The sequence below is a fragment of the Mesorhizobium sp. KACC 23794 genome (genome assembly GCF_052180275.1).
GTDB lineage: Bacteria > Pseudomonadota > Alphaproteobacteria > Rhizobiales > Rhizobiaceae > Kumtagia.
In genome coordinates, this window is record NZ_CP197465.1 from 2,908,278 (window position 1) to 2,934,314 (window position 26,037).

The 26,037-nt window shown below is 63.8% G+C and carries 20 protein-coding genes and 1 other RNA gene; 9 read left to right on the forward strand and 12 right to left on the reverse strand.

The genetic code is table 11. The annotated features are described in order from the left end of the window. Nucleotides 1-292 precede the first annotated feature (292 nt). On the forward strand, nt 293-1,516 hold the full coding sequence (locus ACSBOB_RS14260; RefSeq protein ID WP_442583046.1) for an alanine racemase: 1,224 nt from the start codon (nt 293-295) through the stop codon (nt 1,514-1,516). 69 nt (nt 1,517-1,585) lie between these two features. Here ACSBOB_RS14260 and ACSBOB_RS14265 read toward each other — a convergent pair whose 3' ends face one another. The 4 genes from ACSBOB_RS14265 to ACSBOB_RS14280 all read right to left on the reverse strand — a co-directional run bounded on the left by ACSBOB_RS14265 (nt 1,586) and on the right by ACSBOB_RS14280 (nt 6,059). After that, entirely contained in the window at nt 1,586-2,023 is a 438-nt protein-coding gene (locus tag ACSBOB_RS14265) for a YqaA family protein (protein WP_442583047.1), read from the reverse strand. A gap of 72 nt (nt 2,024-2,095) precedes the next feature. Beyond that, the gene (locus ACSBOB_RS14270) at nt 2,096-3,310 is read right to left on the reverse strand and encodes a lytic murein transglycosylase (protein ID WP_442583048.1); all 1,215 of its coding nucleotides are present in this window, start codon (nt 3,308-3,310) and stop codon (nt 2,096-2,098) included. A 113-nt stretch (nt 3,311-3,423) separates the two neighbouring features. Beyond that, nucleotides 3,424-5,187, reverse strand: a complete 1,764-nt coding sequence (locus ACSBOB_RS14275; RefSeq protein WP_442583049.1) for a hypothetical protein — start codon at nt 5,185-5,187, stop codon at nt 3,424-3,426. A 113-nt stretch (nt 5,188-5,300) separates the two neighbouring features. Continuing rightward, nucleotides 5,301-6,059 carry a glycoside hydrolase family 25 protein gene (locus ACSBOB_RS14280; RefSeq protein WP_442583730.1) on the reverse strand — a complete coding sequence of 253 codons (759 nt, stop codon included), beginning with the start codon at nt 6,057-6,059 and terminating at the stop codon, nt 5,301-5,303. 310 nt (nt 6,060-6,369) lie between these two features. Between ACSBOB_RS14280 and ACSBOB_RS14285 the strand changes: the two genes are divergently transcribed. Further along, the gene (locus ACSBOB_RS14285; protein WP_442583050.1) at nt 6,370-7,749 is read left to right on the forward strand and encodes a serine hydrolase domain-containing protein; all 1,380 of its coding nucleotides are present in this window, start codon (nt 6,370-6,372) and stop codon (nt 7,747-7,749) included. A gap of 42 nt (nt 7,750-7,791) precedes the next feature. Here the strand turns inward: ACSBOB_RS14285 and ACSBOB_RS14290 are convergent, their stop codons facing one another. Next, nucleotides 7,792-8,466, reverse strand: a complete 675-nt coding sequence (locus ACSBOB_RS14290) for a class I SAM-dependent methyltransferase (RefSeq protein WP_442583051.1) — start codon at nt 8,464-8,466, stop codon at nt 7,792-7,794. Beyond that, nucleotides 8,463-9,707 (reverse strand): DUF3419 family protein, encoded by a 1,245-nt coding sequence (locus tag ACSBOB_RS14295; RefSeq protein ID WP_442583052.1) that lies wholly within the window; start codon nt 9,705-9,707, stop codon nt 8,463-8,465. Before ACSBOB_RS14295 ends, ACSBOB_RS14290 begins: the two co-directional genes overlap by 4 nt. A 169-nt stretch (nt 9,708-9,876) precedes the next feature. Here ACSBOB_RS14295 and ACSBOB_RS14300 point away from each other — a divergent pair, with 169 nt between their 5' ends. Further along, nucleotides 9,877-10,266 (forward strand): cupin domain-containing protein, encoded by a 390-nt coding sequence (locus tag ACSBOB_RS14300; protein WP_442583053.1) that lies wholly within the window; start codon nt 9,877-9,879, stop codon nt 10,264-10,266. Here ACSBOB_RS14300 and ACSBOB_RS14305 read toward each other — a convergent pair. Then, nucleotides 10,248-14,090 carry a hydantoinase B/oxoprolinase family protein gene (locus tag ACSBOB_RS14305; protein ID WP_442583054.1) on the reverse strand — a complete coding sequence of 1,281 codons (3,843 nt, stop codon included), beginning with the start codon at nt 14,088-14,090 and terminating at the stop codon, nt 10,248-10,250. The genes ACSBOB_RS14300 and ACSBOB_RS14305 overlap by 19 nt on opposite strands. A 148-nt stretch (nt 14,091-14,238) precedes the next feature. After that, nucleotides 14,239-14,481 carry a hypothetical protein gene (locus ACSBOB_RS14310; RefSeq protein WP_442583055.1) on the reverse strand — a complete coding sequence of 81 codons (243 nt, stop codon included), beginning with the start codon at nt 14,479-14,481 and terminating at the stop codon, nt 14,239-14,241. Nucleotides 14,482-14,799: 318 nt separating this feature from the next. On the opposite strand from ACSBOB_RS14310, the gene ACSBOB_RS14315 reads away from it, so the two are divergent. After that, on the forward strand, nt 14,800-15,075 hold the full coding sequence (locus ACSBOB_RS14315) for a hypothetical protein (protein ID WP_442583056.1): 276 nt from the start codon (nt 14,800-14,802) through the stop codon (nt 15,073-15,075). 60 nt (nt 15,076-15,135) lie between these two features. Here ACSBOB_RS14315 and ACSBOB_RS14320 read toward each other — a convergent pair whose 3' ends face one another. Beyond that, nucleotides 15,136-16,038 carry a DMT family transporter gene (locus tag ACSBOB_RS14320; RefSeq protein ID WP_442583057.1) on the reverse strand — a complete coding sequence of 301 codons (903 nt, stop codon included), beginning with the start codon at nt 16,036-16,038 and terminating at the stop codon, nt 15,136-15,138. A gap of 126 nt (nt 16,039-16,164) precedes the next feature. On the opposite strand from ACSBOB_RS14320, the gene ACSBOB_RS14325 reads away from it, so the two are divergent. The 4 genes from ACSBOB_RS14325 (at nt 16,165) to rnpB (ending at nt 19,251) form a co-directional block, all read left to right on the forward strand. Then, nucleotides 16,165-16,884, forward strand: coding sequence for a TerB family tellurite resistance protein (locus tag ACSBOB_RS14325; RefSeq protein ID WP_442583058.1), 720 nt, complete (start codon nt 16,165-16,167; stop codon nt 16,882-16,884). Next, nucleotides 16,881-17,645 carry an N-acetylmuramoyl-L-alanine amidase gene (locus tag ACSBOB_RS14330; protein WP_442583059.1) on the forward strand — a complete coding sequence of 255 codons (765 nt, stop codon included), beginning with the start codon at nt 16,881-16,883 and terminating at the stop codon, nt 17,643-17,645. Before ACSBOB_RS14325 ends, ACSBOB_RS14330 begins: the two co-directional genes overlap by 4 nt. A gap of 184 nt (nt 17,646-17,829) precedes the next feature. Then, on the forward strand, nt 17,830-18,708 hold the full coding sequence (locus tag ACSBOB_RS14335) for a lytic transglycosylase domain-containing protein (protein WP_442583060.1): 879 nt from the start codon (nt 17,830-17,832) through the stop codon (nt 18,706-18,708). Between the two features lie 93 nt (nt 18,709-18,801). Further along, nucleotides 18,802-19,251, forward strand: an RNA gene (rnpB, locus tag ACSBOB_RS14340) — RNase P RNA component class A. A gap of 329 nt (nt 19,252-19,580) precedes the next feature. On the opposite strand, the gene ACSBOB_RS14345 is transcribed toward rnpB, so the two are convergent. From ACSBOB_RS14345 to ACSBOB_RS14355, 3 genes are all read right to left on the reverse strand, one after another. Further along, nucleotides 19,581-20,696 carry a cystathionine gamma-lyase gene (locus tag ACSBOB_RS14345; protein ID WP_442583061.1) on the reverse strand — a complete coding sequence of 372 codons (1,116 nt, stop codon included), beginning with the start codon at nt 20,694-20,696 and terminating at the stop codon, nt 19,581-19,583. Between the two features lie 152 nt (nt 20,697-20,848). After that, a complete protein-coding gene (locus tag ACSBOB_RS14350) occupies nt 20,849-22,555 on the reverse strand; it encodes a calcium-binding protein (protein WP_442583731.1) in 1,707 nt (568 codons plus the stop codon). A gap of 100 nt (nt 22,556-22,655) precedes the next feature. Further along, nucleotides 22,656-24,827 (reverse strand): calcium-binding protein, encoded by a 2,172-nt coding sequence (locus tag ACSBOB_RS14355; protein ID WP_442583062.1) that lies wholly within the window; start codon nt 24,825-24,827, stop codon nt 22,656-22,658. Nucleotides 24,828-25,204: 377 nt separating this feature from the next. Here ACSBOB_RS14355 and ACSBOB_RS14360 point away from each other — a divergent pair, with 377 nt between their 5' ends. Further along, nucleotides 25,205-25,993: a GGDEF domain-containing protein gene (locus ACSBOB_RS14360; protein WP_442583063.1), complete on the forward strand. Its 789-nt coding sequence runs from the start codon at nt 25,205-25,207 to the stop codon at nt 25,991-25,993. Nucleotides 25,994-26,037 lie beyond the last annotated feature (44 nt).

Sequence of the window (26,037 nt, forward strand, 5' to 3'; positions counted from 1 at the left end):
AAGGATTTAAGTTCTCTATGCGGACGGCGCGGGGGAAAGTCCGTTTCGGGCTTGATTCGGAGGCTTTTTCGGCCGGGATCATGCGTCCATTTCGCCTGCCGAGCTGATCCAGGGCGTAAGAACTGTTTTCGATCGATGCCGGCCGGATGCTGCCGATCGCCGCGGAACGAGTGCGTTCCTGCCGGACGAAGGGAGCCTTGCCGGCCTCTCAACGTTGCGGCCAGACTATGCAAAGATCGTTCAACCGGAGGCCGAAACAGGCTATCGGTTGGCGGCCACTCGAGGAGCCGCCATGCAGAGATTCGACAATGCCAAGGACGCGGCGCTGGCGATGCGCCCGGACGACCCGGTCTACTGCTTCCGCCCCGAGGTGCTGAAGGCGGATGCACGGCAGTTCATGAGCATGTTTCCCGGCAAGACCGCCTACGCGGTGAAGACCAATGGCGAGCAGCTTGTGCTGAAAACGCTGGTGGAGGCCGGGGTGACGGCGTTCGACGTCGCCTCGCCCGGCGAGTTCGCGGCGGTGCGCGCGGTCTCGGCCGACGCCGAGATGCTCTACATGCACCCGGTGAAGGCGCAGTCCGACATCAGGCTGGCGCTGGAGAAATACGGCATAAGGGTGATCTCGGTCGACCACGAGGACGAGATCACAAAACTGACGCGGGTGGTGCGCGCGCTCGACATCGATCCCGGCCAGATCACCGTGTTCGTGCGCATTCAGACGAAGGGTTCCGCCGCCTACGAATTGTCGAAGAAGTTTGGGGCAGGACCGGCCTATGCGGTCGAACTGGCGCAGCGGCTGGACAAGACCGGCTACAAGGTCGGCATCTGCTTCCATGTCGGCAGCCAGATCGAGGATCCCGATACCTACGACCGGGCGCTGGCCTCGGCCGACTGGGTGCGCAACCGGGTCGGCTTTCCGCTGGCCGGGCTGGATATCGGCGGCGGCTTTCCGGCCGAATATGGCGCCGACCCGACGTCGAAAAAGCCGCCCATGCCCGCGCTGGGGCAGTTGATGTCGCGGCTCTCGGCCGACATCACCGCCTGGAACTTCGACGGGATGCCGCTGGTGGCCGAGCCGGGGCGGGTTATCGTGGCGCGGGCCTTCTCGCTGATCGTGCGGGTGCTGCTGCGCAAGGGCAGGCGGCTCTACATCAACGATGGCATCTGGGCGTCGCTGTCGGACAGCTGGACCGGCAAGCTGACGCTTCCCGCCCGCTTCATCCCCGACCCGGCGATCCGTTCGCGCAACGGCGACGAGAAGACCATCGTGCCGTTCAAGGTGTGCGGTGCGACCTGCGATTCCGTCGATATCCTGTCACGCCCCTTCTGGCTGCCGGAGACGATCGACACCGGCGACTGGATCGAGATCGGCCACATCGGTGCCTATTCGCTGTCGCTGAGGACTCGCTTCAACGGGTTTTATCCCGACACGTTCGTGGAGGTGACGACGCCGTTCGACGAGGGCGACAAGCCGGAGGGGTTTGCGAGCCTGGAGACGATGGCGGCGGAGTAAACGTGGACACTGCCTGCCCCATGTCAGATGAGCTGTGTCATGTCGCGTCGTGGCCACAAGCCGGCGACATCATCCGATGAAACCCGCCGTGATGGCCGCGAGGACGATGTAACGGCCGGTCTTCGCGATCGCGACCAGGATCAGAAAACTCCAGAACGGCTCCCGGAGGACGCCCGCAGCCACGGTGAGTGCGTCGCCGCCAAGCGGCGCCCAGGAAAGCAACAGGCTCCAGCGCCCCCACCGCCTGTACCAGCTTGTTGTGCGACCAAGCGCGGCGGGGGAGACCGGAAACCAGCGCCGATCGCGATAGTGCTCGACGCCACGTCCGAGCGCCCAGTTCACCACAGCGCCCAGCGTGTTGCCGATGCTGGCCACAATGACTAACGGTTCCAAATGATAGCCCGCCAGTTGCAGACCAACCAGCACGGTCTCCGACTGCACCGGCAGTAGCGTGGCCGCAAAAAAAGCGGTGGCGAACAGTCCCGAAAGCGCGGCCACCACGTCCATCGGCATGTCCGGCCTATTATCGACGCTGTTGAGGCAAGCACTCAGGCGGCGGGCCGCTGCGTGCACCCTCCATTACATCATACCCAGCAGCGCCGGCGTCGGCCATCCGTCGACGGGGAGGCCGAGTTTCATCTGTTCCTGGCGCACGGCCTCGCGGGTGTTGACGCCAAGGATGCCGTCTATACCGCCGACGTCGTAGCCCTTGTCGGCAAGTTTCTGCTGGAGCTGCTTCATTGCGTCACCAACGAGGCCGGGCTCGGGATTGCGCTTGTCGTAGGGCGGGGCGCCAGCGAGGCGGGTGGCGAGCACGGCGGCGGTCAGCGTGTAGGTGGCCGACTGATTCCACTGGAGATAAATGTCGTAATTGTCGTAGCTCAGGAAGGCTGGGCCCTTGCGGCCCATCGGCAGCACGACGCCGGCGGTCAGCCCGTGGTCGAGCAGCGGCGAGCCGTCGCGGTTGGTGACGCCCCACTCGGTCCATTGCGCCACCGGCAGCTTGTTGGTGCGGCCGGTCTGGTCCCACGGCATGTCGTCGGGCACGCGGATCTCGACCAGCCAGGGCTGGCCGGCCTTCCAGCCACGATGCTGGATCTTGTTGGCGGTGGTCATGATCACGTCCGGCGCGCTGCCGCGCAGGTCCACCTTGCCGTCGCCGTCGCCGTCTATACCGCGCAAAAGATAGTCGGTGGGCAGGATCTGCGTCTGGCCGATCTCGCCGGCCCAGGCGCCCTGAACGTCTGCCGGCACGATGCCGCGGTCGATGAGGGTGAGCAGCGGTATCAGTTGCGGGCGGAAGAGTTCCGGCCGGCGGCAGTCGTACGCCAGCGTGACGACGGCGTTCAGCGTGTTGAAATCGCCTTGCACGGCACCGAAATCGGTCTCCAGCGCCCAGAAGGCCGCAATGACCGGGCCGGGCACGCCATATTCCTGCTCGGCGCGGGCGAAGGTGTCGGCGTATTTCTTCAGATTGGCCGCGCCCTGCTTCAGCCGGTAGTCTGAGATCATGCGCGACGAGAATTCGATGAAGGTCTGGCTGAAGACGCCCTGCGCGCGGTCGCGGGCGAGCACGCGCGTGTCGACGTCGGCTGCGGCAAGTGCGGCCAGCCCGGCCTCGCCGACGCCGCCCGCGCGCGCCTCGTCGGCGACCTGCCTGCGCCAGGTCTCGAAGTCGATGCCGCATTCGGGTGCGGCGGCCGGCGCGGGCTCGGCGGGCGCCTGCGTCTGCGCGCTCGCGGCGGTGGCCGCGGCGAGGGTGGCGAAAACAAGGGCAGCTACGGCAATTCGCATTCCGGGCGCATCCTGGGTCTGGGAGGAGAACGTCGCGTTCCCTGCACAAGTCTCATGGCGAAAAGCGGGCGGCACGGCAAGCGCGACTTCCGGTGGCCAGCCATAAGCGGCGGTCATATCACGACAAAGTCAGCCGCCGTCAGGATTGCGTGGTTGGCGATGTTGGCGAATCTGACCGGGGCGAAGGCGGTGCCCGAACCGTCGGCGTCGTAGTACAGGGCGCCGGTGCTGGGCTTGTAGATGATGCGGTCGTCAGCGTCGATCGAGGCGGTATCCATGTCCTTGAAGGCTGAGGCAGGCAGCGCGCCGGCGGTCAGCGTGGTGAAGATTGCGTCGTCGAGGTGGATGTGGTCGGCGACCGGATTGAAGTCGGTGATCGTGTCGACATTGGTCGTGGCATTGAGCGCGGTGTTGAAAACGAAAGTATCGATGCCGGCATAGCCGGTCAGCGTGTCGTTACCGGCATAGCCGCGGATGGTGTCGTTGCCCTTGCCGCCGTCGATGATGTTGGCCGCGCTGTTGCCGGTGAGCAGGTCGGCACCGGCGCCGCCCGTCAAATTCTCGAAGCCGGTGAGGATGAAGATGCCCTTGCCGGTGTCAGCCTGCGCCGAACTTGCCAGCGAAATGACGACGCCGGAGGTGAATTTGGAGAAGCTTACGGCGTCGATGCCGTTGCCGCCATTGGCCATCACCGTGTCGCCGGTGAAATCCAGCATCGAGAGCGACAGGCTGTCATTGCCGTCGGAGAGGCGGACCGAACCGGCGCCGCCGCTGCCGAGATTGACCTGGTCGGCGCCGCTGTAGCCGACGATCGAGCCGACCCAGCCTTTTCCCGTGGTGACGAGATTGTCGCCAGCGCCGACATTGACGGCGCCGGCACCCGCCGAGCCGAGGGTGACGGTGTCGTTGCCGGCATAGGTCAAGATCATGTCGACGAAGCCGGCGGCGGCGATGGTGTTCGCCCCGTTGCCGAGATTGACGGAGCCGGCGCCGCCCGCGCCGATCGTCACATTGTCGGTTCCCTCGCGGGTGACGATCGATTCGACATAGCCGGCACCGGTTTTCACCGTGTTGTCGCCGGAGGCGAGCGACACGCTGCCGAGGAACCCCGTGTCTGTCACGGTGACCTTGTCGTTGCCATCGAAAGCGACGACGGCATTGAGCACGCCGTTGCCGAGCGTGAGCGTGTTGTTGCCGTCGCCGAGACGAACCAGTTCGGCATTGGCATTGCCGACATTGACCGTGTCGTCGCCGGCGTTGGTGTCGAGGATTCCGAGATACCCGGTGCTGGCGGTGACGGTGTCGTTGCCGCCGCCGGTGGCGAGGCTGTCGACGCTGCCGGAGCCGAGGGTCACCGTGTCATTGCCTTCGCCCATGCTGATGATGCCGACCGTGCCGGCTCCGGTGGTCAGCGTGTCGTTGCCGCTGCCGGCCAGGATGGAGCCGACCGAGCCGCTGCCGGTCTTGATGACGTCGTTGCCGTCGCGGGTGTCGATGGTGGTGATTGCACCGGAGCCGGTGGTGATGGCGTCGGCCGCGCGGCCACCCTGGATCAGGTCGATGCTGGTCTGGGTGAGCGTGACCTTGCTGCCACCGTCATTGCCGTTGAGGATCAGCGTCTCGATATGCCGTGCGGCGACCGGCGAGGCGGCGTCGTTCACGACGACGCGGATGTTGGCCTCGCTGCTGAAGCGCAAGGTGCTCATGCTCCACTTGCCGCTGAGGTTGACGGTGGCGGTATAGGTGCTGCCGATGTCGGCGGAATAGACGTCGACCAGGCCGAGCGTGCCGTCCTTCCAGGCGTAGACGTCGCCGCCGATGGTGAAGTCGTTCACGCCGTCGAGGGTGAAGCTGGTGTTGCCATTGATGACCGACATGGCTCGTCCTTTGGGGTGGTGACGAAAAGGAGCGAGATAGCGCGGCTTCGTTAAATTTCAGCGTTTTGGACGGCGCGAATTTGCACGAATACCGGGGGAGGCGGGCACGCCGCTCAATGCGTATTTGCGGCTACCCATTTGCGCCACGTCGCCTGGCTGCCGTTGAAGACATTGATGTCGGCATTGCCCTTGATGCCGGGCACGGTGCCGGTTCCGGTGTATTGCCAGAAGGTGAAGGGATGCGCACCGTAGCGGTCGCTGGGATGGTCGGCGACCGACCGCAGCCAGTAGGGGTAGTCGGTGAAGCCCGCCAACAGGTTGTCGTCGAAGAAATCGATCGAGGTGTATATGATCGGCTTCTTGCCGTAGTGCTTTTCGACCATTTGCAGAAAAATGCGCATCTCGCTGCGGACCGTCGCCGCGTCGGGGCGCAGCTTGCAGGTGGGCGATTGCGGGTTCCATTCCATGTCGAGCACGGGGGGAAGAGCACCGCGCTCCTTCGGCACGTTGTCGATGTACCAGCGCGCCTGTTCGGCGGCGGTGCGGCAGAAATAATAGAAATGATAGGCGCCGCGCGGGATGCCGACCGCCCTGGCGTTGCGCCAGTGCTCGGCGAATTTGTCGTCGACGCGGTCGCCGCCCTCGGTCGCCTTGATGAAGGCGAATGAGATGCCGGCGTCGCGGGCCTTCGGCCAGTCGATCGAGGTCTGGTATTTCGACACGTCGGTGCCGTGCACGGCGTAGGAGAACGGCGTGCGCGCCGTCCACTCGTGCGGGTCGCTATCGCCGAAGCGCGGGTTGAGCACCGAGACATTGGCTGTCGCCTTGGCGCCGGCCGGGGGCAGGGCGGAAGCGGAGGAGTCGAGGCCCATGTCGCCGCTGGTGCTGCAGGCGGCGAGCAGGGAGGAGAGGATGAGGCTGGCGGCAGTCAGGGATTTGAGTTCTCGCCGCGCGCAGGCGGATGAGGGGCGGCTGGGGCGGTGAAGCCCTGTGATCTTCGAAGAAAGAGCAGCCAGCCGGCGCATCCATTCCCCCGTTCCGGTTGGCCGACACCGTTGCCTACGGTGAGCGTTTCCTGACCGTCATCGCCGAACATGGTTGATATTCGGTTGATCCTGCTCGACATCGATACCGAACTGCGGGACGAATTCCGGCAATTTGAAGGACGGACGAGGGCAAGGCATGCGGCTTATACGGCGGTTGGTGAAGGGGCTGGCCATTTTTCTGGTCGTCGCCGTGGCGGCACTGGTCGGCTGGCTGTATGTCGCGCCGCCGGAACTGATTCGCGTTGGCGCGGGCTACAGCGCGAAGATCGTCTGCTCCAATGTGTTCCTGGCCGGGCGCGACGCCGGGCAGGTGCTGGCCGACGACGTGCAGGCGCCGGGACATCCGCTGCTGAAGATCATGCGGGTGAGCGTCGACCGCGACCGCAAGGCGGTGAGCGCCGGCCTGTTCGGTTTCCTCGGCGAGCGGACGGCCGTGGCGCGTGATGGGTTGGGCTGCACCGTGCTGCCGGAAGGGGTTTCGGCCGATTCGCTGGAACAGGTGCCGCCGGCTCCGACGGCGCGGGCGGTGCCCGTCTCCGGGCTATGGCCCGACGGCGACGGCGTCGCGGCGTCGCAGGATCCGGAAATCGCCGCCGTGCTGGAGGATCCGGCGATGGCCGGGCCGGGCATGCGGGCGATGGTTGTTGTCCAGGACGGCCGCATCGTCGCCGAGCGCTACGGCGACGGGTTTTCGGCGGCGACGCCGCTGATCGGCTGGTCGATGACCAAGACGGTGAACGCCGCGATCATCGGCACGCTGGTCAAGGACGGCAAGATGACCGTCGACGACAAGAGGCTGTTTGGCGACTGGCGCACCGACGGCCGCGCTGGCATTTCGGTGGCCGACCTGATGGCGATGTCGAGCGGGCTGGAATTCAACGAGGATTATGGCGACGTCACCGATGTGACGCGCATGCTGTTCCTCGAGCCGGACATGGCCGCGTTCGCGGCGGCAAAGCCGCTGGCGCATCCGGTCGGCAGCACGTTCAGCTACTCAAGCGGCACCACCATGCTCCTGTCGCGGGTGTGGCAGCATGCGCTTGGCGACGGCGAGAAAGCCTTGGTGTGGCCGCATGCAAAACTGTTCGGCCCGCTCGGCATGGACAGCGCGGTGCTGGAAACCGATGCCTCGGGCACCTTTGTCGGCTCGTCCTACCTCTACGCCACGGCGCGCGACTGGGCGCGCTTCGGCCAGTTCCTGCTTCAGGACGGCGTTTGGAAAGGCGAGGCGATCCTGCCGGAGGGATTCGGGGCATGGATGCGGCAGCCGGCGCCGGCCTCGTCGGGCGCCTATGGGCGCGGGCAGCTCTGGCTGCGCGGACCGAGAGGCACGCGCGCGGAAGACGCCGCGTTCGGCATTCCGGACGACGCCTTCTGGATCAACGGCCATGACGGGCAGACGGTGACCGTCATCCCGTCGCGCAAGCTGGTGGTGGTGCGCATGGGGCTGACGCCGGACAAGCTGGGCTACAGGCCGCAGAAGATGGTGGCGGCGGTGGTGAAGGCGATGGAGTAGCACCGACCTAACCCTCCCCCGGCCTTCGGCCGGACCCTCCCCTCAAGGAGGAGGGGAAGCCGCGCCCACCACGGCCAGATGCGCATAGTCGCGATAGAGTCGGTCGAACTGCAAGGGGCGGCCATGCTCGGTCGCTTGCCGGTACAATTCCGCGTCGAGCGTGGCGCGGGGCGAGACGTGGTATTTCGCCAGCCAGGCGTGCAGGGCGCTGCGGAACCAGCGGGGCAGGCGCTGCTGCTGGCCAAAATCGACGATGTGCAGCGAGCCTTCGGGCGACAGCGCGCGCAGGGCGGCGGCGACGGCGCCTTCCCAGCCGGGGATCATCGACAGTGCGTAGGAGATGAAGACGCGGTCGAATTTTTCTTCGCCGAACAGATCGGAGGCGTCGAAGGAGGTCGCGTCGCCGCGCGCCAGTGTGGTCCGGCCCGCAATGCCTTCCTTCGCGAGGTTGGCGGCGGCGGTCTCCAGCATGGCGGCTGATATGTCGAGGCCGAAGAGTTTTGCTTTGGGATAGCGGCGGCCGGCAAGAATCAAATTGCGGCCGGTGCCACAGCCTAGCTCCAGCACCGAGCCGCCGTCCGGCACGCCGAGGCCGGCGATCATCGGGTCGCGGCCGAGCAGGTAATATTTGCGGGTAAGGTCGTAGACGTGGCGCTGGAACCGGTAGTTTTGGTCCATCAGCGCCGCGTGGCGGCCGGATCCCTCGGCGATGCTCATCGGTCTTTCAGCACGTAGAGATGGAAGCCGCCATAGATCGCCGAGCGGTCGCGCGCCGAATAATTTCGGGATTGTTCTTCCTCATAGCGCCATTGATCGAGCAGTACATCCGATACGCGGCCCGGCAGCAAGGTGGGCTCCGCCGCCGTGCGGAAGATGACGCGCGCGCCGGGTGCTGCGGTGCGGGTGATCTCGCTCCACAGCGCGTTCAACTGCGCATCGGTCATCCAGTCCTGGGCATCGAGCAGGATGTAGCGGTCGACCGACATGGCCGGCTTGCCGCCTAGAATCTCGCCGATATTGGCGTGATGCACCGTGACGCGGTCGGCATTGGCACGGATTTTCGGGAAATTCTCGCGGGTGAGATAGGCGGGCAGCGCCGCTTCGCCCTCGCGCGGATAGCGGCGGGCGAAAGCCTGCCAGGCGAAATAATTGTCGGAGAGCGGAAAATCGCAGGCGAGCTTTTCCAGCCGGGCGCGGAGCACGCTGGCCATGGTGCCGTCGCCCGAGGTGACCAGCGAATCGTATTGCGCGGGCGGGATGCCGAGGCCGAAAAGTGACGCCTTCTGCGCCGTTGCCCAGCGCAGCACGGGCTTGTTGAAGACGGGCGCGAGCCGCTCGTCGAAGAAACGGCGCTGCTCGTCGATGCTCCGGGCCTCTGCCAGCTTGCGGGGGTCGACGCCGTGGGCGCGCGCGGCGAGGTGACCGGCGGCGATCGCCCAGCCGAGCAGGCCGGTGCGGTAGAAATCGCGCTCGAACACGCCGATCCGGCGGCCGCGCAGCCGGCGCTTTTCCCAGTAGCGCCGCGATGTCTCGTCGAGGTTGGGGGCGATGAAACGGTCGTAGGCCTCACTGTTCTCGCGGTTGCCGGCCTCGCCGAAGAAGCGGAAGAAGTCGCGCTGGCTTGGAAGGTGTTTCAGCGCGGCGAGTTTCAGGCGGTTGAGCGCGACATGCGCGGAATTCAGGTCGACGGCGTCGATGGATCCCGGCGAACTCGTGAGATAGGCAAGCACGTTGCAGCCGCCCGACGCGATGGTGATGACCCGGTGTCCCTCGCCGAGCTGCATGGCTTCCATGTCGACGGCCGGGTCCTCCCAGATCTGCGGATAGACGAGGCCGGAGAACAGAAGCGTGAACAACCGCTCGGAAAAGCCGGCCTTCGACAGCGCCTTGTGCTGGTAGACGGCCTGCTTGAGACGGGCATTTCCGCGCAGAAGCGGGGCGGCGGAGGTTTCGGTCATGAGTGGCGCGAATCCCGTTGGAAATGTTCCGCAAGCCGGTACCGCGATGCCGTGACGGACGGGTGACGCTGGCATGACGGGCGTGTGACGGCTGTCAGGAGGACACGCGCGCTGGCTTGCGTCCGCCGGTCGTCTCGCTCATCCTTCAGGCGGCAAATTGGAGACCCAAATGGCTAGACGCGATTTTGATCCCGCAACCGTCGCTCCCGACGGCCGCTCGCCCGCCAAGGCCCGGCTCTTCGACAGCGCGCTCGACGGTCCCTATCGCGGTTCCGTCAATGGCGAAACGCTGCCTACCCAGGTCACCGTATTGACCTATGGCAATGACGAGCCGGGTACCGGCCCGATGTTGCACGTTCATCCCTATGATGAAGTGTTCGTGATCCAGCACGGCCGGGCGCGGTTCTTTGTCGGGGATCAGGTGATCGATGCGGAGGCGGGCGAGGTCGTGCTCGGCCCGGCCGCGCTGCCGCATCGCTTCATCAATCTCGGGCCGGGACGGCTGCAGACGCTCGACATTCACCTGTCGCCAAAATGGATTCAGACCAATCTGGAATAGGTGCGCAGCTTATCACGTGCCAAACCGCCCGCCGTCGGCGTGGTGACGATGACGGCCTCGCCGGCTTCCAGCATGGTCTGGTCGCAGGCCTTTAGCGTCTCGACCGCACCACCTGCGCGGCGGACCTCCGTGCGGCCCACCTCGCCGTCGCCGCCGCCGTCGAGCCCGCGCGGTGGGCGGTTGCGGTGCGACGACAGGATGGCGCATTCCATGCGCTCCAGGAAGCGGATGGTGCGTTTTGTGCCGTCGCCGGCGGGGAAGGCGCCCTTGCCGCCAGAGTTTTCGCGGATGTGGAAATCCTCCAGCAGCACGGGGAAACGCAGTTCAAGCACTTCAGGGTCGGTGAGGCGCGAATTGGTCATGTGGACGTGCACGCCCGACGTGCCGGCAAAACCGCGCCCGTCATTCATGCGGCCGGCCGGCGAGCCGGAACAGATCGTCTCGTAATATTGGTAGCGGTCGTTGCCGAAAGTGAGGTTGTTCATCGTGCCTTGCGCGTTGGCCAGCGCGCCCATGGCGCCGAACAGCGCATTGGTGACATGCTGCGAGGTCTCGACATTTCCGGCCACGACCGCTGCCGGATAGGCGGGCTTCAGCATCGAGCCGTCGGGGATGATGATGTTGATCGGCCTGAGGCAGCCGGCGTTCATCGGGATGTTGTCCTCGACCATCACGCGAAAGGCGTAGAGCACGGCTGCGCGGGCGACCGGTTCGGGCGCGTTGAAATTGTTCTTCATCACAGGAGAGGTGCCGGTGAAGTCGACGGTCGCTTCGCGCCTCTCGCGGTCGACGGTGATTTTTACCTTGATCACCTGGCCGGTGTCGGTGGGGTACTCGTATTCGGATGAATCCGGCAGGCGCTCCAGCACGCGGCGGACGCTTTCGGCGGCGTTGTCCTGCACATGGCCCATATAGGCCTCGACCACGTCCAGCCCGAAATGCGCGACCATCTTGCGCAATTCCGCCACGCCCTTCTCGTTGGCGGCGATCTGCGCCTTGAGGTCGGCGATGTTCTGGTGCGGGTTGCGGGCAGGGTAGGGGTGGTCGGTGAGCAGCCGGTGAAGTTCCGTCTCGCGGAACGTTCCGCGTTCGACGATTCGGAAATTGTCGAATAGAACGCCTTCCTCGTCCACCGTTGTGGCGAGGGGGGTCATCGAGCCGGGGGCGGTGCCGCCGATGTCGGCATGGTGGCCGCGCGAGGCGACCCAGAAAAGGATGCGGGGTTCTTCCCTCCCCCTTGAGGGGAGGGTGCCGCCGAAGGCGGCGGGTGGGGTCGTTGCGGCAGTGCTCGGTGCTTCTTCTTGTACAGATGAAGAGTCAGGTCGGAGCGCGGCCGCAGCGACCCCCTCTGCCCGCTTCGCGGGCATCTCCCCCTCAAGGGGGAGGGAGAACACCGGCGTGACCACCGTGATGTCAGGCAGATGCGTGCCGCCATTGTAGGGCGCGTTGAGGGCGAAGACGTCGCCGGGGTGCACGTCGCCCTCGTTCAGCCGGATGATCGTCTCGACCGAACGGTCCATCGAGCCGAGGTGCACCGGCATGTGCGGGGCGTTGGCGACCAGCGCGCCGGTGTGGCCGAAGACGGCGCAGGAGAAATCCAGGCGCTCCTTGATGTTGACCGAATAGGCGGTGTTCTGCAGCGTCACGCCCATCTGCTCGGCGATCGACATGAACAAATTGTTGAAGACTTCCAGCATGACCGGATCGGCCTCGGTGCCGATCGCCTTGCTGCGCTGCTTTTTTTCCGCGCGGCGCATCAACACGTGGTCTTTCGTGGTGATTTCCGCGCGCCAACCCGGTTCGACAACGATGGTCTGGTGCGGCTCGACGATCAGCGCCGGGCCGGCGACGCGGCTGCCGGGGAGCAGCGATTCGCGGCGATGGATGCCGGCCTCGCGCCATGCGCCGTCGACATAGATTTGCCTGCGTTGCGAGGGGCTTGCGTCGTTTTCCTGCAATTCCGATTCTGCCTCGCTGGCCTCCACGCCGCGGCTTTCGGAGCCCTCGAGGGCGACGGCCTCGACGATCATCGGCTTCGCCTCGTAGACGAAGCCGAACTGCGCCTTGTGGGCTCGCTCGAATTCGGTCCTGGCGTTCTCCAGCGATCCATCCTCGAACGGGACGGGCAGGGCGGTGTCGGTGCCGTCATAGCGGATGTGCAGCACCGCGCGGCAAGCGGCATCGTCGGGCTCGATGCCCTGGTCGAGAAGTTCGGCCAGCACGCCGGCTTTCAGCGTCTCGATGGTTGCTTCGATAGCACTGCGCGAGGCTTCCGACAGCGGCGCGAGCACGCCCTGCTGGCGCGAGGCGAAGACCGAGGCGAGGCCGATGCCGTATGCCGAGAGCAGGCCGGAGAAGGGGTGGATCAGCACGGCTTCCATGCCGAGCGCGTCGGCGACCAGGCAGGCATGCTGGCCGCCGGCGCCGCCAAAACAGTTGAGCAGGTATTCGGTGACGTCGTAGCCGCGCTGCACGGAGATCTTCTTGATGGCGTTGGCCATGTTCTCGACGGCGATGGTGACAAAGCCCTCCGCCACCGCTTCGGGAGAACGGCTGTCGCCGATCTCATCCGCAAGTGCCGCGAAGCGCCGGCTCACCGTCTCGCGGTCGAGCGGCTGATCCTGGTGCGGCCCGAAGATCGACGGGAAGAAATCCGGCTGGAGCTTGCCCAGCATGACGTTGGCGTCGGTGACAGTCAGTGGCCCGCCACGTCGGTAGCTTGCGGGGCCGGGATTGGCGCCGGCCGAATCGGGGCCCGCGCGGAAACGGCCTGCTTCGTAGTGCAGGATCGAGCCGCCGCCGGCGGCTACCGTGTGGATGCGCATCATCGGCGCGCGGATTCGTACGCCCGCGACCTCCGTGTCGAAGGCGCGCTCATAGTCGCCGTCGTAATGGGCGACGTCGGTGGAGGTGCCGCCCATGTCGAAGCCGATGACTTTTCCGAAACCCGCGGATCTGGCGGTCTCCACCATGCCGACCACGCCGCCCGCAGGGCCGGAGAGGATCGCGTCCTTGCCCTGGAATTTTTCCGCCGCGGTAAGGCCGCCGGAGGACATCATGAACATTAGGCGGGGGGATGAAGGTTGGCCAATCTCTCCAGCTTGGGGGGAGATTGGCAGTTTCGGCGCCGCACCCAACTCCTCCGCCACCCTTTGCACATAACGCGACAGGATCGGGGACAGATAGGCGTCGACCACCGTCGTGTCGCCGCGGCCGACGAGCTTCACCAGCGGCGAGACTTCGTGGCTGGCGGAAACCTGGCCAAAACCCTTCTTGCGGCAGAGTTCGGCGACCGCGCGTTCATGGTCCGGATATTTCCAGGCGTGCATGAAGACGATGGCGACGGCGTCGATGCCGTCGACCTTGGCCCGTTCGATGGCGGGAATGACATCGGCCAGGTCGAGCAGTGTCTCGACGCAGCCGTCGGCGCGCACGCGCTCGTTCACCTCGACGACGCGCTCGTAGAGCAGTTCGGGGAGAAGAATCTCCTTGGCGAAAATGTCGGGTCGCGCCTGATAGGCGATGCGCAAGGCATCGCGAAAACCCCTGGTGATGAGCAGCAGGACGCGATCGCCCTTGCGCTCCAGCAGCGCGTTGGTGGCGACGGTGGTGCCCATCTTGATCTCGCCAATCAGGTGGGATGGGACCACCGCATCACGGTCAACGCCGAGCAGGTCGCGGATGCCTTGGATGGCAGCGTCGCGATAGGCTTCGGGATTCTCGGAAAGAAGTTTTACGGGGTGCAGCGTGCCGTCAGGGGAACGGCCTATGACGTCGGTGAAGGTGCCACCGCGGTCGATCCAGAAATCCCATCTGCCGTTCACGAGCCGCTCCGTCCGGGTTGCGCCCGACAGATAGCGGAAACCGGAGGGGTGGTCACCGGCGCATTGCAGATAAGCCAGGGCCGGAAACGACTTCGCCCACGCTTGGGAGCACGTGGGCGAAGCAATTCGTTCGAAAATGCCGGATGGATTATTTCACGGCGCGTGCCCGCGAGCCGGCAGCGGGCGTACCCTCGGCCGCCTTCAGGAGATTGTAGATTTCGGGAACGGTGTCACGCACCGCCAGTGCCTTCGGCTTGGCATCGGCCTTCTTCTCGCCGTCCTCGGCGAAATACAGGGTCGAACCGCCGCCCGTCCTCGGAACGATATGCGTCAAACGGTCGGCATCGACCAGAACTGGCTCGAGATCGTTTCGCGTAAGCTTAATCCACATGACCCTAGTACCCTCTCAAGTGTTTCGAAGCATCGACCCTGATGGCCGAAGCCGCGCGGAAGAAATGTCACGAAAGGTGGCCTTTCTAGGACCGCTGTGGCCCGAAGACAAGTGCACTTTTGCGAACGGCAAGCGGCCTGAAAGCGAAAATTGCTGCAAACCCTCTAAGGCACGCACCAATCGACGGCTGAACCGCCGCTGCGACATTTTGCCTCGCGAATTGTTGCCGGCTGTCGTCAAGCGTGAAGAAACGTATCCGCTGCTTCGGCATTGTCCGTCCGACCATCGTGCGTATGACAAGAGAGGAAGGAAGAGGCTATGAAGAAACTGATTATGGGCTCCATCGCTGCCCTTGCCCTGTTGACCGCGGCCGCGTGCAGCGACAGCGCCGACACTACGACGACGCAGAGCACCACGCCACCGCCTGCCGAGCAGACGAAGCCTGCAACGCCCGAGGCGACCCCGCCGCCGGCAACGGACAAATCGACCACGCAGAGCATCACACCTGCGCCGCAGACCGGCACCGGCAGCGATACGCAGATGGCTCCAGCCGAGCCTGCCCCGGCGCCTGCGGAACCGGCTCCCGCCCAGTAAGCGGGTTATCGGGAATGGGTTTGGAAGGGCCGGTTTTCCGGCCCTTCCGCTTTTGGAAGATCAGCGCGCGACCCGCGCCACGCGGCCGAGCGCAACAGTGGCCACAACCGCCAACGCGAAGACAACCGTCTCGGTAGTGACATGCTCGCCAAGCAGCAGGGCCGAGATGGTCAGCGTCACGAAGGACTGGAACAACTGGACCTGGCTGACTCGGGCAATACCGCCCATGGCAAGGCCGACATTCCAGGCGAAGAAGCCGAAAAACATCGACCCGAATCCGAGATACAGAAACGCGACGATCTCCGCCGGGCCGGCGCGCAGGAAACCGTCGCCGAGGCTTGCGGCGGTGCCGACCAGACTGACCGGCGCGGTCACCACCAGCGCCCAGCAGATCACCTCCCAGCCCGGCAGGCGGCGGGAAAGCTTTCCGGAAATCACATAACCCACGCTGGCGGACGCGGCGGCTGCAAGCAGCCAGAGGTCGCCCGACGACAGCGTCATGCCGCCGTCGCGCATCGCGAACACCACCACCAGCGCGGCTCCCGCAACGCCGCACAGCCAGAACAGCGGCGAGGGGCGTTCGCCGCCGATCAGCGCCGCGAAGATGCTTGTCGCAAGCGGCAAGATGCCCAGCACGACGCCGCCATGGGCGGCCGGCACGGTCTGCAGCGCGATTGAGGAAAAGGCCGGAAAACCGAACACCAGCAGCAGCCCGATCATCAGCAGCGCACCCAGATCCTCGCGTGGAAAACGGCGGCGCAGGACGGCAAGCAGGATGGCCGCGGCGGCGGAAGCCACGGCGGCGCGGCCGAAGGTGACGAACCATGGCGAGAAGGCTGCGAGTGCGACCCGCGTCGCCGGCAGCGTGCCGCCGAAGATGACGACGCCGAGCAGGCCGAGCAGCAGGCCGGTGTTCTCGCGGGACAACGAGCGGGGCCTGGTTTGGTCGGCGGAGGTTTGCATGGGCCGCCGTTACTGCCTGGCGGGGCTTGCGTCGCGGAGAATCGCTTGGGCCACCAGCACGCACCGAGGAACGCTGGCTGCGAATTGAGCCTCGCCAAGCGGCGGCGCGTTGGATATGTAGCGGCCATGTCGATCTGGATCCGCATCGGGGAGTTCGTCAGCCGGGTCGGCGCTTCCGCAAGTGCCGGCGCGTCCGATCTCGCCGAAGCGGTGCGTAGCGTGTTCGTCGGGGATCCCGAACTGCGCCGCCGCGTCGCTTTCTCGGTCGCCATGATTGCACTTTCGGCCAAGATGGCGAAGGCCGACGGCATCGTCACCCAAGATGAGGTGCGCGCCTTCCAGGAAATTTTTTCCGTGCCGCCGGCGGAGGCGCGCAATGTGGCGCGGCTCTACGATCTGGCACAGGGCAATGTAGCCGGCTTTGAAGCCTATGCGGAAAAGATGGCGGGGCTTTGCGGCTCCGGCCGTCCGAACTGCACGATGCTGGAGGATATCCTCGACGGCCTGTTCCACATCGCCAAGGCGGACGGGCTGCTGCACGAGCGCGAGGGACTTTACCTGCGTCGGGTCGCCGAGATCTTCGAGATCAGCGAGGATCACTACCGCAGCATCCTGGCGCGCCACGTCAATCTCGGCGACGGCGATCCCTATGTCATCCTTGGCATAGAACGGGGACAGCCTTTCGAGGCGGTGAAGCGGCGCTATCGCAAGCTGGTCGCCGACAACCATCCGGACCGGCTGATCGCACGCGGCCTGCCGGCGGAATTCATCGCCATCGCGACGACGCGGCTTGCCGCCATCAACACCGCCTACGAGATGATCGAGCGCGGCGTGCGCGCCATATGACCGGCTTTGCCGCCGACCATGCCGGCGCGACGATCCGCCCCTCGCCGAATTTCGGCGAGCGCCGCGGCGGGCTGAGACCGGAGATCGTCATCCTCCACTATACCGGCATGGAGAGCGGCGCGGCGGCCGAGGACTGGCTTTGCGACGTGCGGAGCGAAGTGTCGTCGCATTATCTCGTGCATGAGGACGGGCGCATCGTGCAGATGGTGCGCGAGGCGGACCGCGCCTGGCATGCCGGCAAGAGTTCCTGGCGCGGGGTGACCGACGTCAATTCGCAGTCGATCGGCATCGAGATCGTCAATCCTGGGCACCAACTCGGCTACAGCCCATTTCCGCGCAAACAGATCGCGGCGGTGATCGCGCTCTGCCAGGGCATCATCGCGCGCCATGGCATCCGGCCCGACATGGTGCTGGCGCACTCCGACGTGGCGCCCGGCCGCAAGGTCGATCCGGGCGAGAAGTTCCCGTGGGGAGTGCTGGCGCGTGCCGGCGTCGGGCATTTCGTGCGGCCGTCGCTGCATCGCGGCGGATCGCTGCTGGCACGCGGCGACGCAGGCGAGGGCGTCGCCACCCTGCAAGGGATGCTAGCGCGTTATGGCTATGGCATCGCGATAACCGGCGACTACGACCTGGCTACGGCGACTGTCGTCTCGGCGTTCCAGCTTCATTTCAGGCCGGCAAAGGTCGACGGCGTTGCCGACCGGACGACCGTGCAGACGCTGCGGCGGCTGCTGGAAGCATTGCCATTGGTCGCCGGTTGACGCTGCGGAAGCTTCCGGCCTGTCTGATGGCCGCCGACACAATCTGAAACACAATGTGATCGGCTGCGCCCTTTTCGCCCCATAGTTCGCCGTCAAACGGCCAGCCCTCCGCCGGCGCGCTCTCCATGCGCCTACGACCGAACGGCCGGGCACGCTGTTGCCCGCCTCGCCAAAACAGGACCTGATGAACAAGACGATCGTGTTGACGGTGGCATTTGCCGCCGCCCTGAATGCTTTTGCCGCGCAGGCGGCGGAGTTCCCCAACATCCCGCGCACGCCGCTGTTTTCGACGCAGAAAGCCGCTCCAACGAAGGAGGCGGCCAAGCCGGCCGCCAGACCGGCGAGCGTCTCCAAGACCAGGACAAAGTCGGCCACTTCCACCAATCTCGCCGGCAAGAAGCCAGTCATCGCGCGTACGCCGCTGTTTTTGACGCAGGCCGCTTCCAACGCAGAGAAGGCGAAACCGGCTGCCAAAACAAGGCCGAACGCGCCGGCGATGGCGGCGAAAACCAGGAAGGCGAGCGATGCGCCAAAGGCGCAGCGCAAGACGGCAAAGCTGGATATCAAGAAGACGAAGTCGGCTGCCAGAACGGCGAAGCCGAATGCCACGACGGTGACGGAAGTCATCCTCAAGGCGAAAACGGCGGGTTATCCCGTGAAGCCGGAGGTCGCGGCGAAGCCTGGCGGGGCAGCAGGGCCCTATCATGCCGTGATCGCCCGCTATGCCGCCGAGTATGGCGTGCCGGTCTCGCTCGCCCATGCCGTCATCAGCGTCGAGAGCAGCTATCGGCCGAACATGACCGGTTCGGCCGGCGAAGTCGGGCTGATGCAGATCAAGCCGGCGACGGCGCGCGGCCTGGGCTACAGCGGATCGGTGGCGGGTCTCTACGATCCCGAAACAAACATCCGCTTCGGCATGAAGTATCTTGCCATGGCCCACGAACTCGGCGGCGGAACGACCTGCGGCACGATCCTGAAATACAATGCCGGCCATGGCGCAAGGCGAATGAACCCGGTGTCGCAGGCCTATTGCGGCAAGGTGCAGCGGCTCCTGGCGAGCTGATCACGGCGGCGGCGTCGTCTGGCGCCATTCGGAATTCCGGCAAAGGTTGGATTTGACTTGCGTTTTGCCGCCAAAGCACCTTTATACGGCGCGTCAGCCGGCCGGGCGGCCGCACCCGCAACCGCCGAAAGGCCGCGGGTGAGGAAAGTCCGGGCTCCATGGATACACGGTGCCGGATAACGACCGGCGGGGGCGACCCCAGGGAAAGTGCCACAGAAAGCAGACCGCCCCGCCGATAAATCGGCCCTTTCGCCTCGGGCACGCCGCCGCGAAGGGACCGATCTATAGGCGGGGTAAGGGTGAAAGGGTGGGGTAAGAGCCCACCGCGCTGCCGGCAACGGGAGCGGCACGGCAAACCCCACCGGGAGCAAAACCGAATAGGGATGGCGCGAGGGGCAACCCTCAGGACTGTTTCCGGTCCGGCCATCCGGGTAGGTTGCGCGAGGCGCGGAGCAATCCGCGTCCAAGACGAATGGCCGCCACGTCCGCACGCCGCAAGGTGGGCGGGCCATACAGAACCCGGCTTACAGGCCGGCTGACATTTTTCTGCCTTTTCAAGCGGTTATGCAGGGTGCCTGACAAGGTGAGTCAGGCCCGGTGCGACTGTCCCGTTGCGCCGCCACGGCGTTGGCGACTGAGCTACGCGCAAGCACGTGAAGTCTGGAATAGTCAGCGATTTCAGCAGCTTGCGTCCGCATGCATTGCCAAACAGCGCCGCAAGCTTCACGACGACCCGTTTTTTGACGGGACGCACCGCTTTTTGGGGTATTTTTGGCCTATGGGAGGGACGATTTAGCTTTGCGACTGGACGCGGCTCAAGCACAGGCGGATCGCCAATCTACAGTTGATGATTGGGCCCCAGGTTGCTCCCCTCACGCAACGGCGGCAGTCAGCGACCGATCGATCGCCCGCCACAGTTCCTCGATCGGCTCGCAGCCGACCGACAGGCGGACAAAACCCGGCGCCACCGCGTCGCCCCAGCGGGCGCGGCGCTCGGCCGAGCTGTGCACGCTGCCGAAGGAGGTGGCGGGCTGGATGAGCGCGCAGCCGTCGATGAAGGCTTCCGCCTTTTCGGCGCTCCCGAGGGTCAACCCGATCAGCGAACCGAAGCGCAGCATCTGCGTGGAGGCAAGATTGTGCGACGGATGATCCGGCAGGCCGGGATAGATCACCGCCTCGACGGTCTTGTGCTCCTTCAGCCGCGCGGCGATCGTGCCTGCCGAGCTGTTCATGCGGTCGAAGCGCACCTCCAGCGTTTCAAGGCCGCGATGCAGAAGCCAGGCCTCGAACGGGCCGGGGATGCAGCCGGAGAGTTCGCGCCAGCGGCGGATTGATTCGAAGATTTCGGCGTCGCGGGTGGCGACATGGCCGAACAGGGCGTCGGAATGGCCATTGGGAGCCTTGGTGTCGGCGGCCACCACGATGTCTGCGCCAAAATCCAGCGGCCGCTGGCCGTAGGGCGTCATGGTGGTGTTGTCGGCGACGACCAGCGCGCCCGAGGCATGCGCGGCCATTGCTACCGCGGCGATGTCACAGACATCGAGGCCGGGATTTGCGGGGGTCTCGACGAAGACCAGACGGTAGCCGTCAAAACCACCATCAAGGAAGGATGCGGTAGGCCTTAGGTCGAAGGAGACGCCGAAGCGCGACAGGAACCGCTCGCTTAGTACGCGTGTTGTATAATAGCCGTCGGAGGGCAGCAGGATGCGGTCGCCGGACTTCAGAAGGCCGAAGAACACGGCGGAAATCGCGGCCATGCCGGAGGGGAAGGCGAGGCAGGGCGCATCCTCCAGATGCGACAGCAATTCCTCCGCCGCCTCCCAGGTGGCGTTGTCGAAACGGCCGTACTGGTTGAAGTTTCCGGGATCGCCCGGCAGGTGATAGGTCGAGGCCAGCGTCAACGGCAGGGCGACGGGATCGCCCTTGGCGAGCTTGCGGCGGCGCAGATGCGGCAGGCTCGCGGCGCGGGAGGCGGTGGTGTCGGTCATGTTAAGGCGCTCCCAGAACGCGGGGCGTTGTGCGTTGAAATAACCGCAGCGCCTCGTGGAGCCCTTGCCTAGCCGTGCGGATGGGATGGGGCAAGGGCTGCGTGCCGCACTGTGCTGTTGCAACGGATGAGGCTATCGGCGCCTCGGTCGTCCTATACCACCTCGAAATCGGCTGCGCTTACGGGGGGCAGCCCTGCCAGCGTGGCGAAATGGATGGCGGCACCCGCGCCATTGCCATCGGCGTCATAGAAGAGCTTGCCGGTGTCGGTCTCGTAGATGATGCGGTCGTCGGCGTCGCCGGCGAGTCCGGAAGCGTTGGCGTTGAAGGCGGTCACAGCAAGAGGGCCGATTGCAGTCAGCGCCTTGAAGACGTTTTTCGCCAACTGGATCGTATCATCGGCGGCCGAAAAATCAGTGATCGAGTCGACATTGGAAGCGCCGAGTGTGGAGGAAAAGACGAACACGTCCTTTCCCGCGCCGCCGCTGAGCCGGTCAGCGCCCAATCCCCCGTCGATCGCGTCGCTTACCTTCAAGCCAGAAAGGACGTTCTTCGCTGCATCACCGATCAGCTTGTCGTTGAAGGCGGAACCTTCCAGGTTTTCGATAGAAGCAAACGTGTCGGCAACTGCATCACCGTCGGGATCAGCCAGGCTGACCCGAACGCCGTTAGCGGCGTCGGAAAAAGAAGCGGTATCGCTGCCGTTCCCACCATCTAGATGGTCGCCGTCCCCCCCTCCGATAAGAATGTCATTGCCGTCACCACCGTTGAGCCTGTCCATCGCTTCGCCGCCGATCAACGTGTCGTTTCCGGCGCCCCCGTTGAGAACGTCCATGTGATCAAGGCCTGACAGAATGTTGTCCCCAACGTCCCCTTCAAGCGTATCGGAGAAGGCTGAACCCTCCACGCTTTCAATGGAATTGTAAGTGTCCCCCTTCGCTTCGCCGGTATTGAGCGACGGATTGACAAGGCTGACCTTAACGGCGGAAGATGCCTCCGCATAGGAGACAGTGTCCAGTCCAGCGTCGCCGCTCAGATAGTCGTTGCCGAGGTCGCCGACCAATCTATCGTTGCCGCCGCCACCATACAGCCGGTTGTCGCCTTCGTCGCCCGTCAAAGAGTCGACGAAACCGGAACCGACTACATTCTCGATGCCCCGAATATAGTCGCCCTTGGCGTCCCCAAGGCTGTAGTCTTGAAAATCGAGTCGAAGATCGATGGTCACCCCAGCGTTCGACGTCGAATAGCTGGCCGTATCGTTGCCCGCGCCACCCGTAATACTGTCCATGCCCTTGCCGCCCTGCAATATGTCGTTGAAGGCGGAGCCACGCAAGTAATCATTCTTCGATGTTCCGATCAACGTGTAACCGGATGTTGTTGTTGAAGTCAGAATATTTATTCCATTGGTCGCTGATTTAGAAAAATCCAATATGCCTCCGGAGCCTTCGAGTTCGATGACTATACCGTCGATCATAGATCCCGAGATTTTCTGGAACTTCGACAGGATGTCGATGGTTGCGACGACCTTGCCCTCCACCGACAGGTTCTCGACATCGACGATCGTCCTGCCGACAAGGTTCGCATACTCCACTTTCAGCGTATCGATCCCGGTGCCGCCATTGAAAACACCTCGATCGTAAGTTTCGTTGACAGTGAATAATATATCGTCTCCGTCACCTCCATAAAGTTCGTCGCGTCCTCGGAGCCCGGTTGACAGCGAGTCGTTGCCGTTTCCTCCGACCAACACGTTTGACCCTGAATTGCCCTCCAAAATGTCGTCGAAACTGGACCCGGTCAGGTTTTCGATCGAGTTGTAGGTGTCGCCGGCAGCGATTCCCCGATTATATTCAGGGCTGGTCAAGGATGCTCGGGCTCCAGCAATCGCGTCAGCATACGAGGCCGTGTCGATGCCTCTCCCTCCGCTCAGATAATCTGAGCCGGCGCCGCCCAACAGAATGTCGTTACCGTCCCCCCCCCGAAAGCTTGTCGTCGCCGCCATACCCCTTGATCGTGTCGTCGCCTGCATCGCCAATGATGGTGTTGTTCTCATTGTTGCCGTTCAGGAGGTCATCGTGAGCCGAGCCTGTCAGGTTCTCGATAGAGTTGAAGGTATCGCCTTTCGCCTCGCCAGTGTTGATCGAAGGGTCGGTTAGGCTGATCGCGATGCCACCAGCGGCGAGTTTGTAGGAAGCGGTGTCGGTGCCGATCCCGCCGGAGAGATAATCGGCGCCAAGCCCCCCGCGCAAAGTATCGTTGCCCTCGCCGCCAAACAAAGTGTCGTCGCCGGCCAAGCCGCTGAGCGTGTCGTTGCCGGCGGCACCATCGACATGGTTGGCGGAGGCGCTGGCCTCCAGCGTGTCGTGGAAGGCGGATCCGGTTAGGTTCTCGACGGAATTGTAGGTATCGCCCTTGGCCTCGCCCGTATTGAGCGAGGGATCGGCAAAGCTGACTGTGACGTCCGCGACCGCGCCGGCATAGGAGGCGCGGTCACCGCCCTTTCCGCCGCTGAGATAGTCAGCGCCGAGACCACCCATCAACAGATCGTTGCCATCGCCGCCGAACAGCGTGTCGTCGCCGGCCAAGCCGCTGAGCGTGTCGTTTCCGGCGCTTCCATCGACATGGTTGGCGGAGGCGTTGCCCTCCAGCGTGTCGTTGAAGGCCGATCCGGTGAGGTTCTCGACGGAATTGTAGGTATCGCCCTTGGCCTCGCCCATATTGAGCGAGGGATCGGTGAGGCTGGCGGTGACGCCCGCGACCGCGCCGGCATAGGAGGCGCGGTCACCGCCCTTTCCGCCGCTGAGATAGTCAGCGCCGAGACCACCCATCAACAGATCGCCGCCGTCGCCGCCGAACAGCTTGTCGTCGCCGGCAAGGCCGCTGAGATTGTCGTCGCCGCCGCCGCCGTCAACATTATTAGCTGCGGTATCGCCCTCCAGTATGTCTTTGAAGGCCGAGCCAGTGAGATTCTCGATGGAGTCGTAGGTGTCGCCACTGGCCTCGCCGGTATTCTGCGAACGATTGGTGAGACTGGCAGTGACGCCAGCCGTCGCACCGGCATAGCAAGCGCGGTCGATACCGTCCCCACCGCTCAGATCGTCGGAATCAAGCCCGCCGATCAGGACGTCGTTGCCAGCGCCACCATAAAGCACATCGGTGTTATCTCCCCCTTGGAGGATATCGGCGAATTTAGTTCCGGTTATTCTGTCAAAATGGGAGGTTCCTATCAATTCAACGCCTGAAGTAGCGTAGTCTGCTTGAATATCTAATCCTCCTAAAGCTTTATTTTTGGAAAAATCAAACTCTCCACCGATTCCAACCAATTGCAATCCGGTCCCTCCCTCGATTTCTACGCTATCAAATAAGGATATAAATTCCAAAGTTGTAGTTGAAAGCCCATTCAGAACAAGATTCTCTACATTTTTAACTGAAAACCGCGGTATGTACGCATCAGCAGCTATAAAGGTGTCCATACCCGCACCGCCATCAACAATGCTTCCGCTGGAATATGTCAAAAGCGTTGAGAACGTATCATTTCCATTCCCACCGTTCAGAATATCCTTTCCTTCAGAGAAATAAAAATAATCGTCTCCATCGGCGCCGTCAATGATATCGCTATGCTCCGACCCCGAAATTAGATCGCCTTCTTTTGTTGCAGTTATATTAAGTCCGCGATCGGAATACTCACCATATATATGAGCGCTTTGCCCGTTGGTGATTCTTGATGAGAAATCAATATACTTTCCATTGCTATTCAAATTTATGCCAACATAGCTGGCGGATGGATTTGAGCCGTATATTATTTCAAAAGAAGCAAGAAATTCTGTGCTTGCACTTATGCTAATTGTCGTAACGTCAAGATTCTCTACGTTTTTTATTGATATAAAATAATCTGTATGATATCTTTGATCAAGAACGATTGTATCATCGCCCTCTCCGCCGTCGACATAGGCATGGTTTTTTTCATTTCCTCCGGTTAGAAATTGGTATCCCCCGAGTATAAATTTGTCATTCCCGCCCTCGCCGTTCAATGTGTCGATTCCGCCGATTCTTCTTGGCAGATTTCCCTCAAACGTATCAGCATCCGCACTGCCGATGATCGTATCGTCGCCTTTGGTAAGGTTGTAGGTGGTCATGGAATTTCCCTGGGTCGAATGCCGTTGCGCGATTCGCCGTTCACCGGCGACCGAAGAAAGTTTTCGGGATAGCTGATCGTCCGGCCCCATTCCCCTCCCGCGTGGAACGAAGCCGGCCGGTTGTGATTTTATTGTGTTTCAGACGCTGTATCGCAAATTCATACTTGTCGAGTCAATCAAGGCAAGTATTTGACGGCGGTGTGAGGAAATCCAGCAACAGGGGCGGTTGTTCGATTTTTCGGCCCTGTCGGCGTTTTGGGGATTGCTGTATGGAGGCCGCGCAGGGACATTCTTGGCGCGCACCGTTCGACTTTGCGGTCTCGCGGGAACCCTCCCTTAACAATCCTTGAATATGCTGCAGTGCAGCGAGGCGTCGCGTGTCGGCGAAAAAACTGGATTTCTCATCCCGGGGCTGGGGCCGTGTCTGTCTGCTCAGCGTGCTCGGCACGCTGGGGTGCATCGCCGTTGCCTTCGCCATCGACAGCTATTCGTTCGAGACCGGCATGTGGCGGTGGGGCAGCGACCCCTGGAACAATTTTTTCATCCCGCTGGTGCTCGGGCCGCCGATCTTCGGCTTTCTGCTCAGCCGGCAGCGGGCGCTGGCCATCGCCCATCACCGGTTGATGATCGTCGCCTCGACCGACGGCCTGACCTCGTGCCTGACGCGCAGCGCCTTCACGACGCTGGTCGACGCCTATCTGGAGAAGGTGGCGGCGGAAGAGAACAGGCGGGAAGGGGCGCTGCTCGTCATCGACGTCGATAATTTCAAAAACATCAATGACAGTTTCGGCCACGACCGGGGGGACGAGGCGCTGAAGGTGATCGCGAACACCATCAAGGGCGCGGTGCGGGAAATCGATCTGGTCGGGCGGCTGGGCGGCGAGGAATTCAGCGTCTTTCTTCCGGGGCTGGATTCTGACCGGACGGCGGCGGTGGCCGAGCGGATCAGGGCGGCGATCAATGCCGCCGAATTCGTGCCCGACGGGCAGCGATGCGCGCTGTCGGTCAGCGTCGGCGGCGCGACCTTCGAGCGGAGCGCGTCGTTCGCGCAGCTCTACAAACACGCCGACTTGCGGCTCTACGCAGCCAAGCGCAACGGCCGCAATCGCGTGGAGATTGCGCGGGCGGCAGGCTTGGACGGAAGCGCCGGTCCGGTCATGCACTGACGCCGCCGGGCGTCCTTCGCACCAATCGATGAAATCCGACTGGC

What these genes read in the sequence shown, in the direction of transcription:
- ACSBOB_RS14265 (WP_442583047.1), bottom strand. Translation starts at nt 2,023, where the DNA reads ATGGACGTGGTGGCCGCGCTTTCGGGACTGTTCGCCACCGCTTTTTTT.
- ACSBOB_RS14280 (WP_442583730.1), bottom strand. Translation starts at nt 6,059, where the DNA reads ATGGGCCTCGACTCCTCCGCTTCCGCCCTGCCCCCGGCCGGCGCCAAG.
- ACSBOB_RS14290 (WP_442583051.1), bottom strand. Translation starts at nt 8,466, where the DNA reads ATGAGCATCGCCGAGGGATCCGGCCGCCACGCGGCGCTGATGGACCAA.
- ACSBOB_RS14300 (WP_442583053.1), top strand. Translation starts at nt 9,877, where the DNA reads ATGGCTAGACGCGATTTTGATCCCGCAACCGTCGCTCCCGACGGCCGC.
- ACSBOB_RS14310 (WP_442583055.1), bottom strand. Translation starts at nt 14,481, where the DNA reads ATGTGGATTAAGCTTACGCGAAACGATCTCGAGCCAGTTCTGGTCGAT.
- ACSBOB_RS14285 (WP_442583050.1), top strand. Translation starts at nt 6,370, where the DNA reads ATGCGGCTTATACGGCGGTTGGTGAAGGGGCTGGCCATTTTTCTGGTC.
- ACSBOB_RS14260 (WP_442583046.1), top strand. Translation starts at nt 293, where the DNA reads ATGCAGAGATTCGACAATGCCAAGGACGCGGCGCTGGCGATGCGCCCG.
- ACSBOB_RS14275 (WP_442583049.1), bottom strand. Translation starts at nt 5,187, where the DNA reads ATGTCGGTCATCAATGGCAACACCAGCTTCACCCTCGACGGCGTGAAC.
- ACSBOB_RS14330 (WP_442583059.1), top strand. Translation starts at nt 16,881, where the DNA reads ATGACCGGCTTTGCCGCCGACCATGCCGGCGCGACGATCCGCCCCTCG.
- ACSBOB_RS14270 (WP_442583048.1), bottom strand. Translation starts at nt 3,310, where the DNA reads ATGCGAATTGCCGTAGCTGCCCTTGTTTTCGCCACCCTCGCCGCGGCC.
- ACSBOB_RS14325 (WP_442583058.1), top strand. Translation starts at nt 16,165, where the DNA reads ATGTCGATCTGGATCCGCATCGGGGAGTTCGTCAGCCGGGTCGGCGCT.
- ACSBOB_RS14295 (WP_442583052.1), bottom strand. Translation starts at nt 9,707, where the DNA reads ATGACCGAAACCTCCGCCGCCCCGCTTCTGCGCGGAAATGCCCGTCTC.
- ACSBOB_RS14355 (WP_442583062.1), bottom strand. Translation starts at nt 24,827, where the DNA reads ATGACCACCTACAACCTTACCAAAGGCGACGATACGATCATCGGCAGT.
- ACSBOB_RS14345 (WP_442583061.1), bottom strand. Translation starts at nt 20,696, where the DNA reads ATGACCGACACCACCGCCTCCCGCGCCGCGAGCCTGCCGCATCTGCGC.
- ACSBOB_RS14320 (WP_442583057.1), bottom strand. Translation starts at nt 16,038, where the DNA reads ATGCAAACCTCCGCCGACCAAACCAGGCCCCGCTCGTTGTCCCGCGAG.
- ACSBOB_RS14335 (WP_442583060.1), top strand. Translation starts at nt 17,830, where the DNA reads ATGAACAAGACGATCGTGTTGACGGTGGCATTTGCCGCCGCCCTGAAT.
- ACSBOB_RS14315 (WP_442583056.1), top strand. Translation starts at nt 14,800, where the DNA reads ATGAAGAAACTGATTATGGGCTCCATCGCTGCCCTTGCCCTGTTGACC.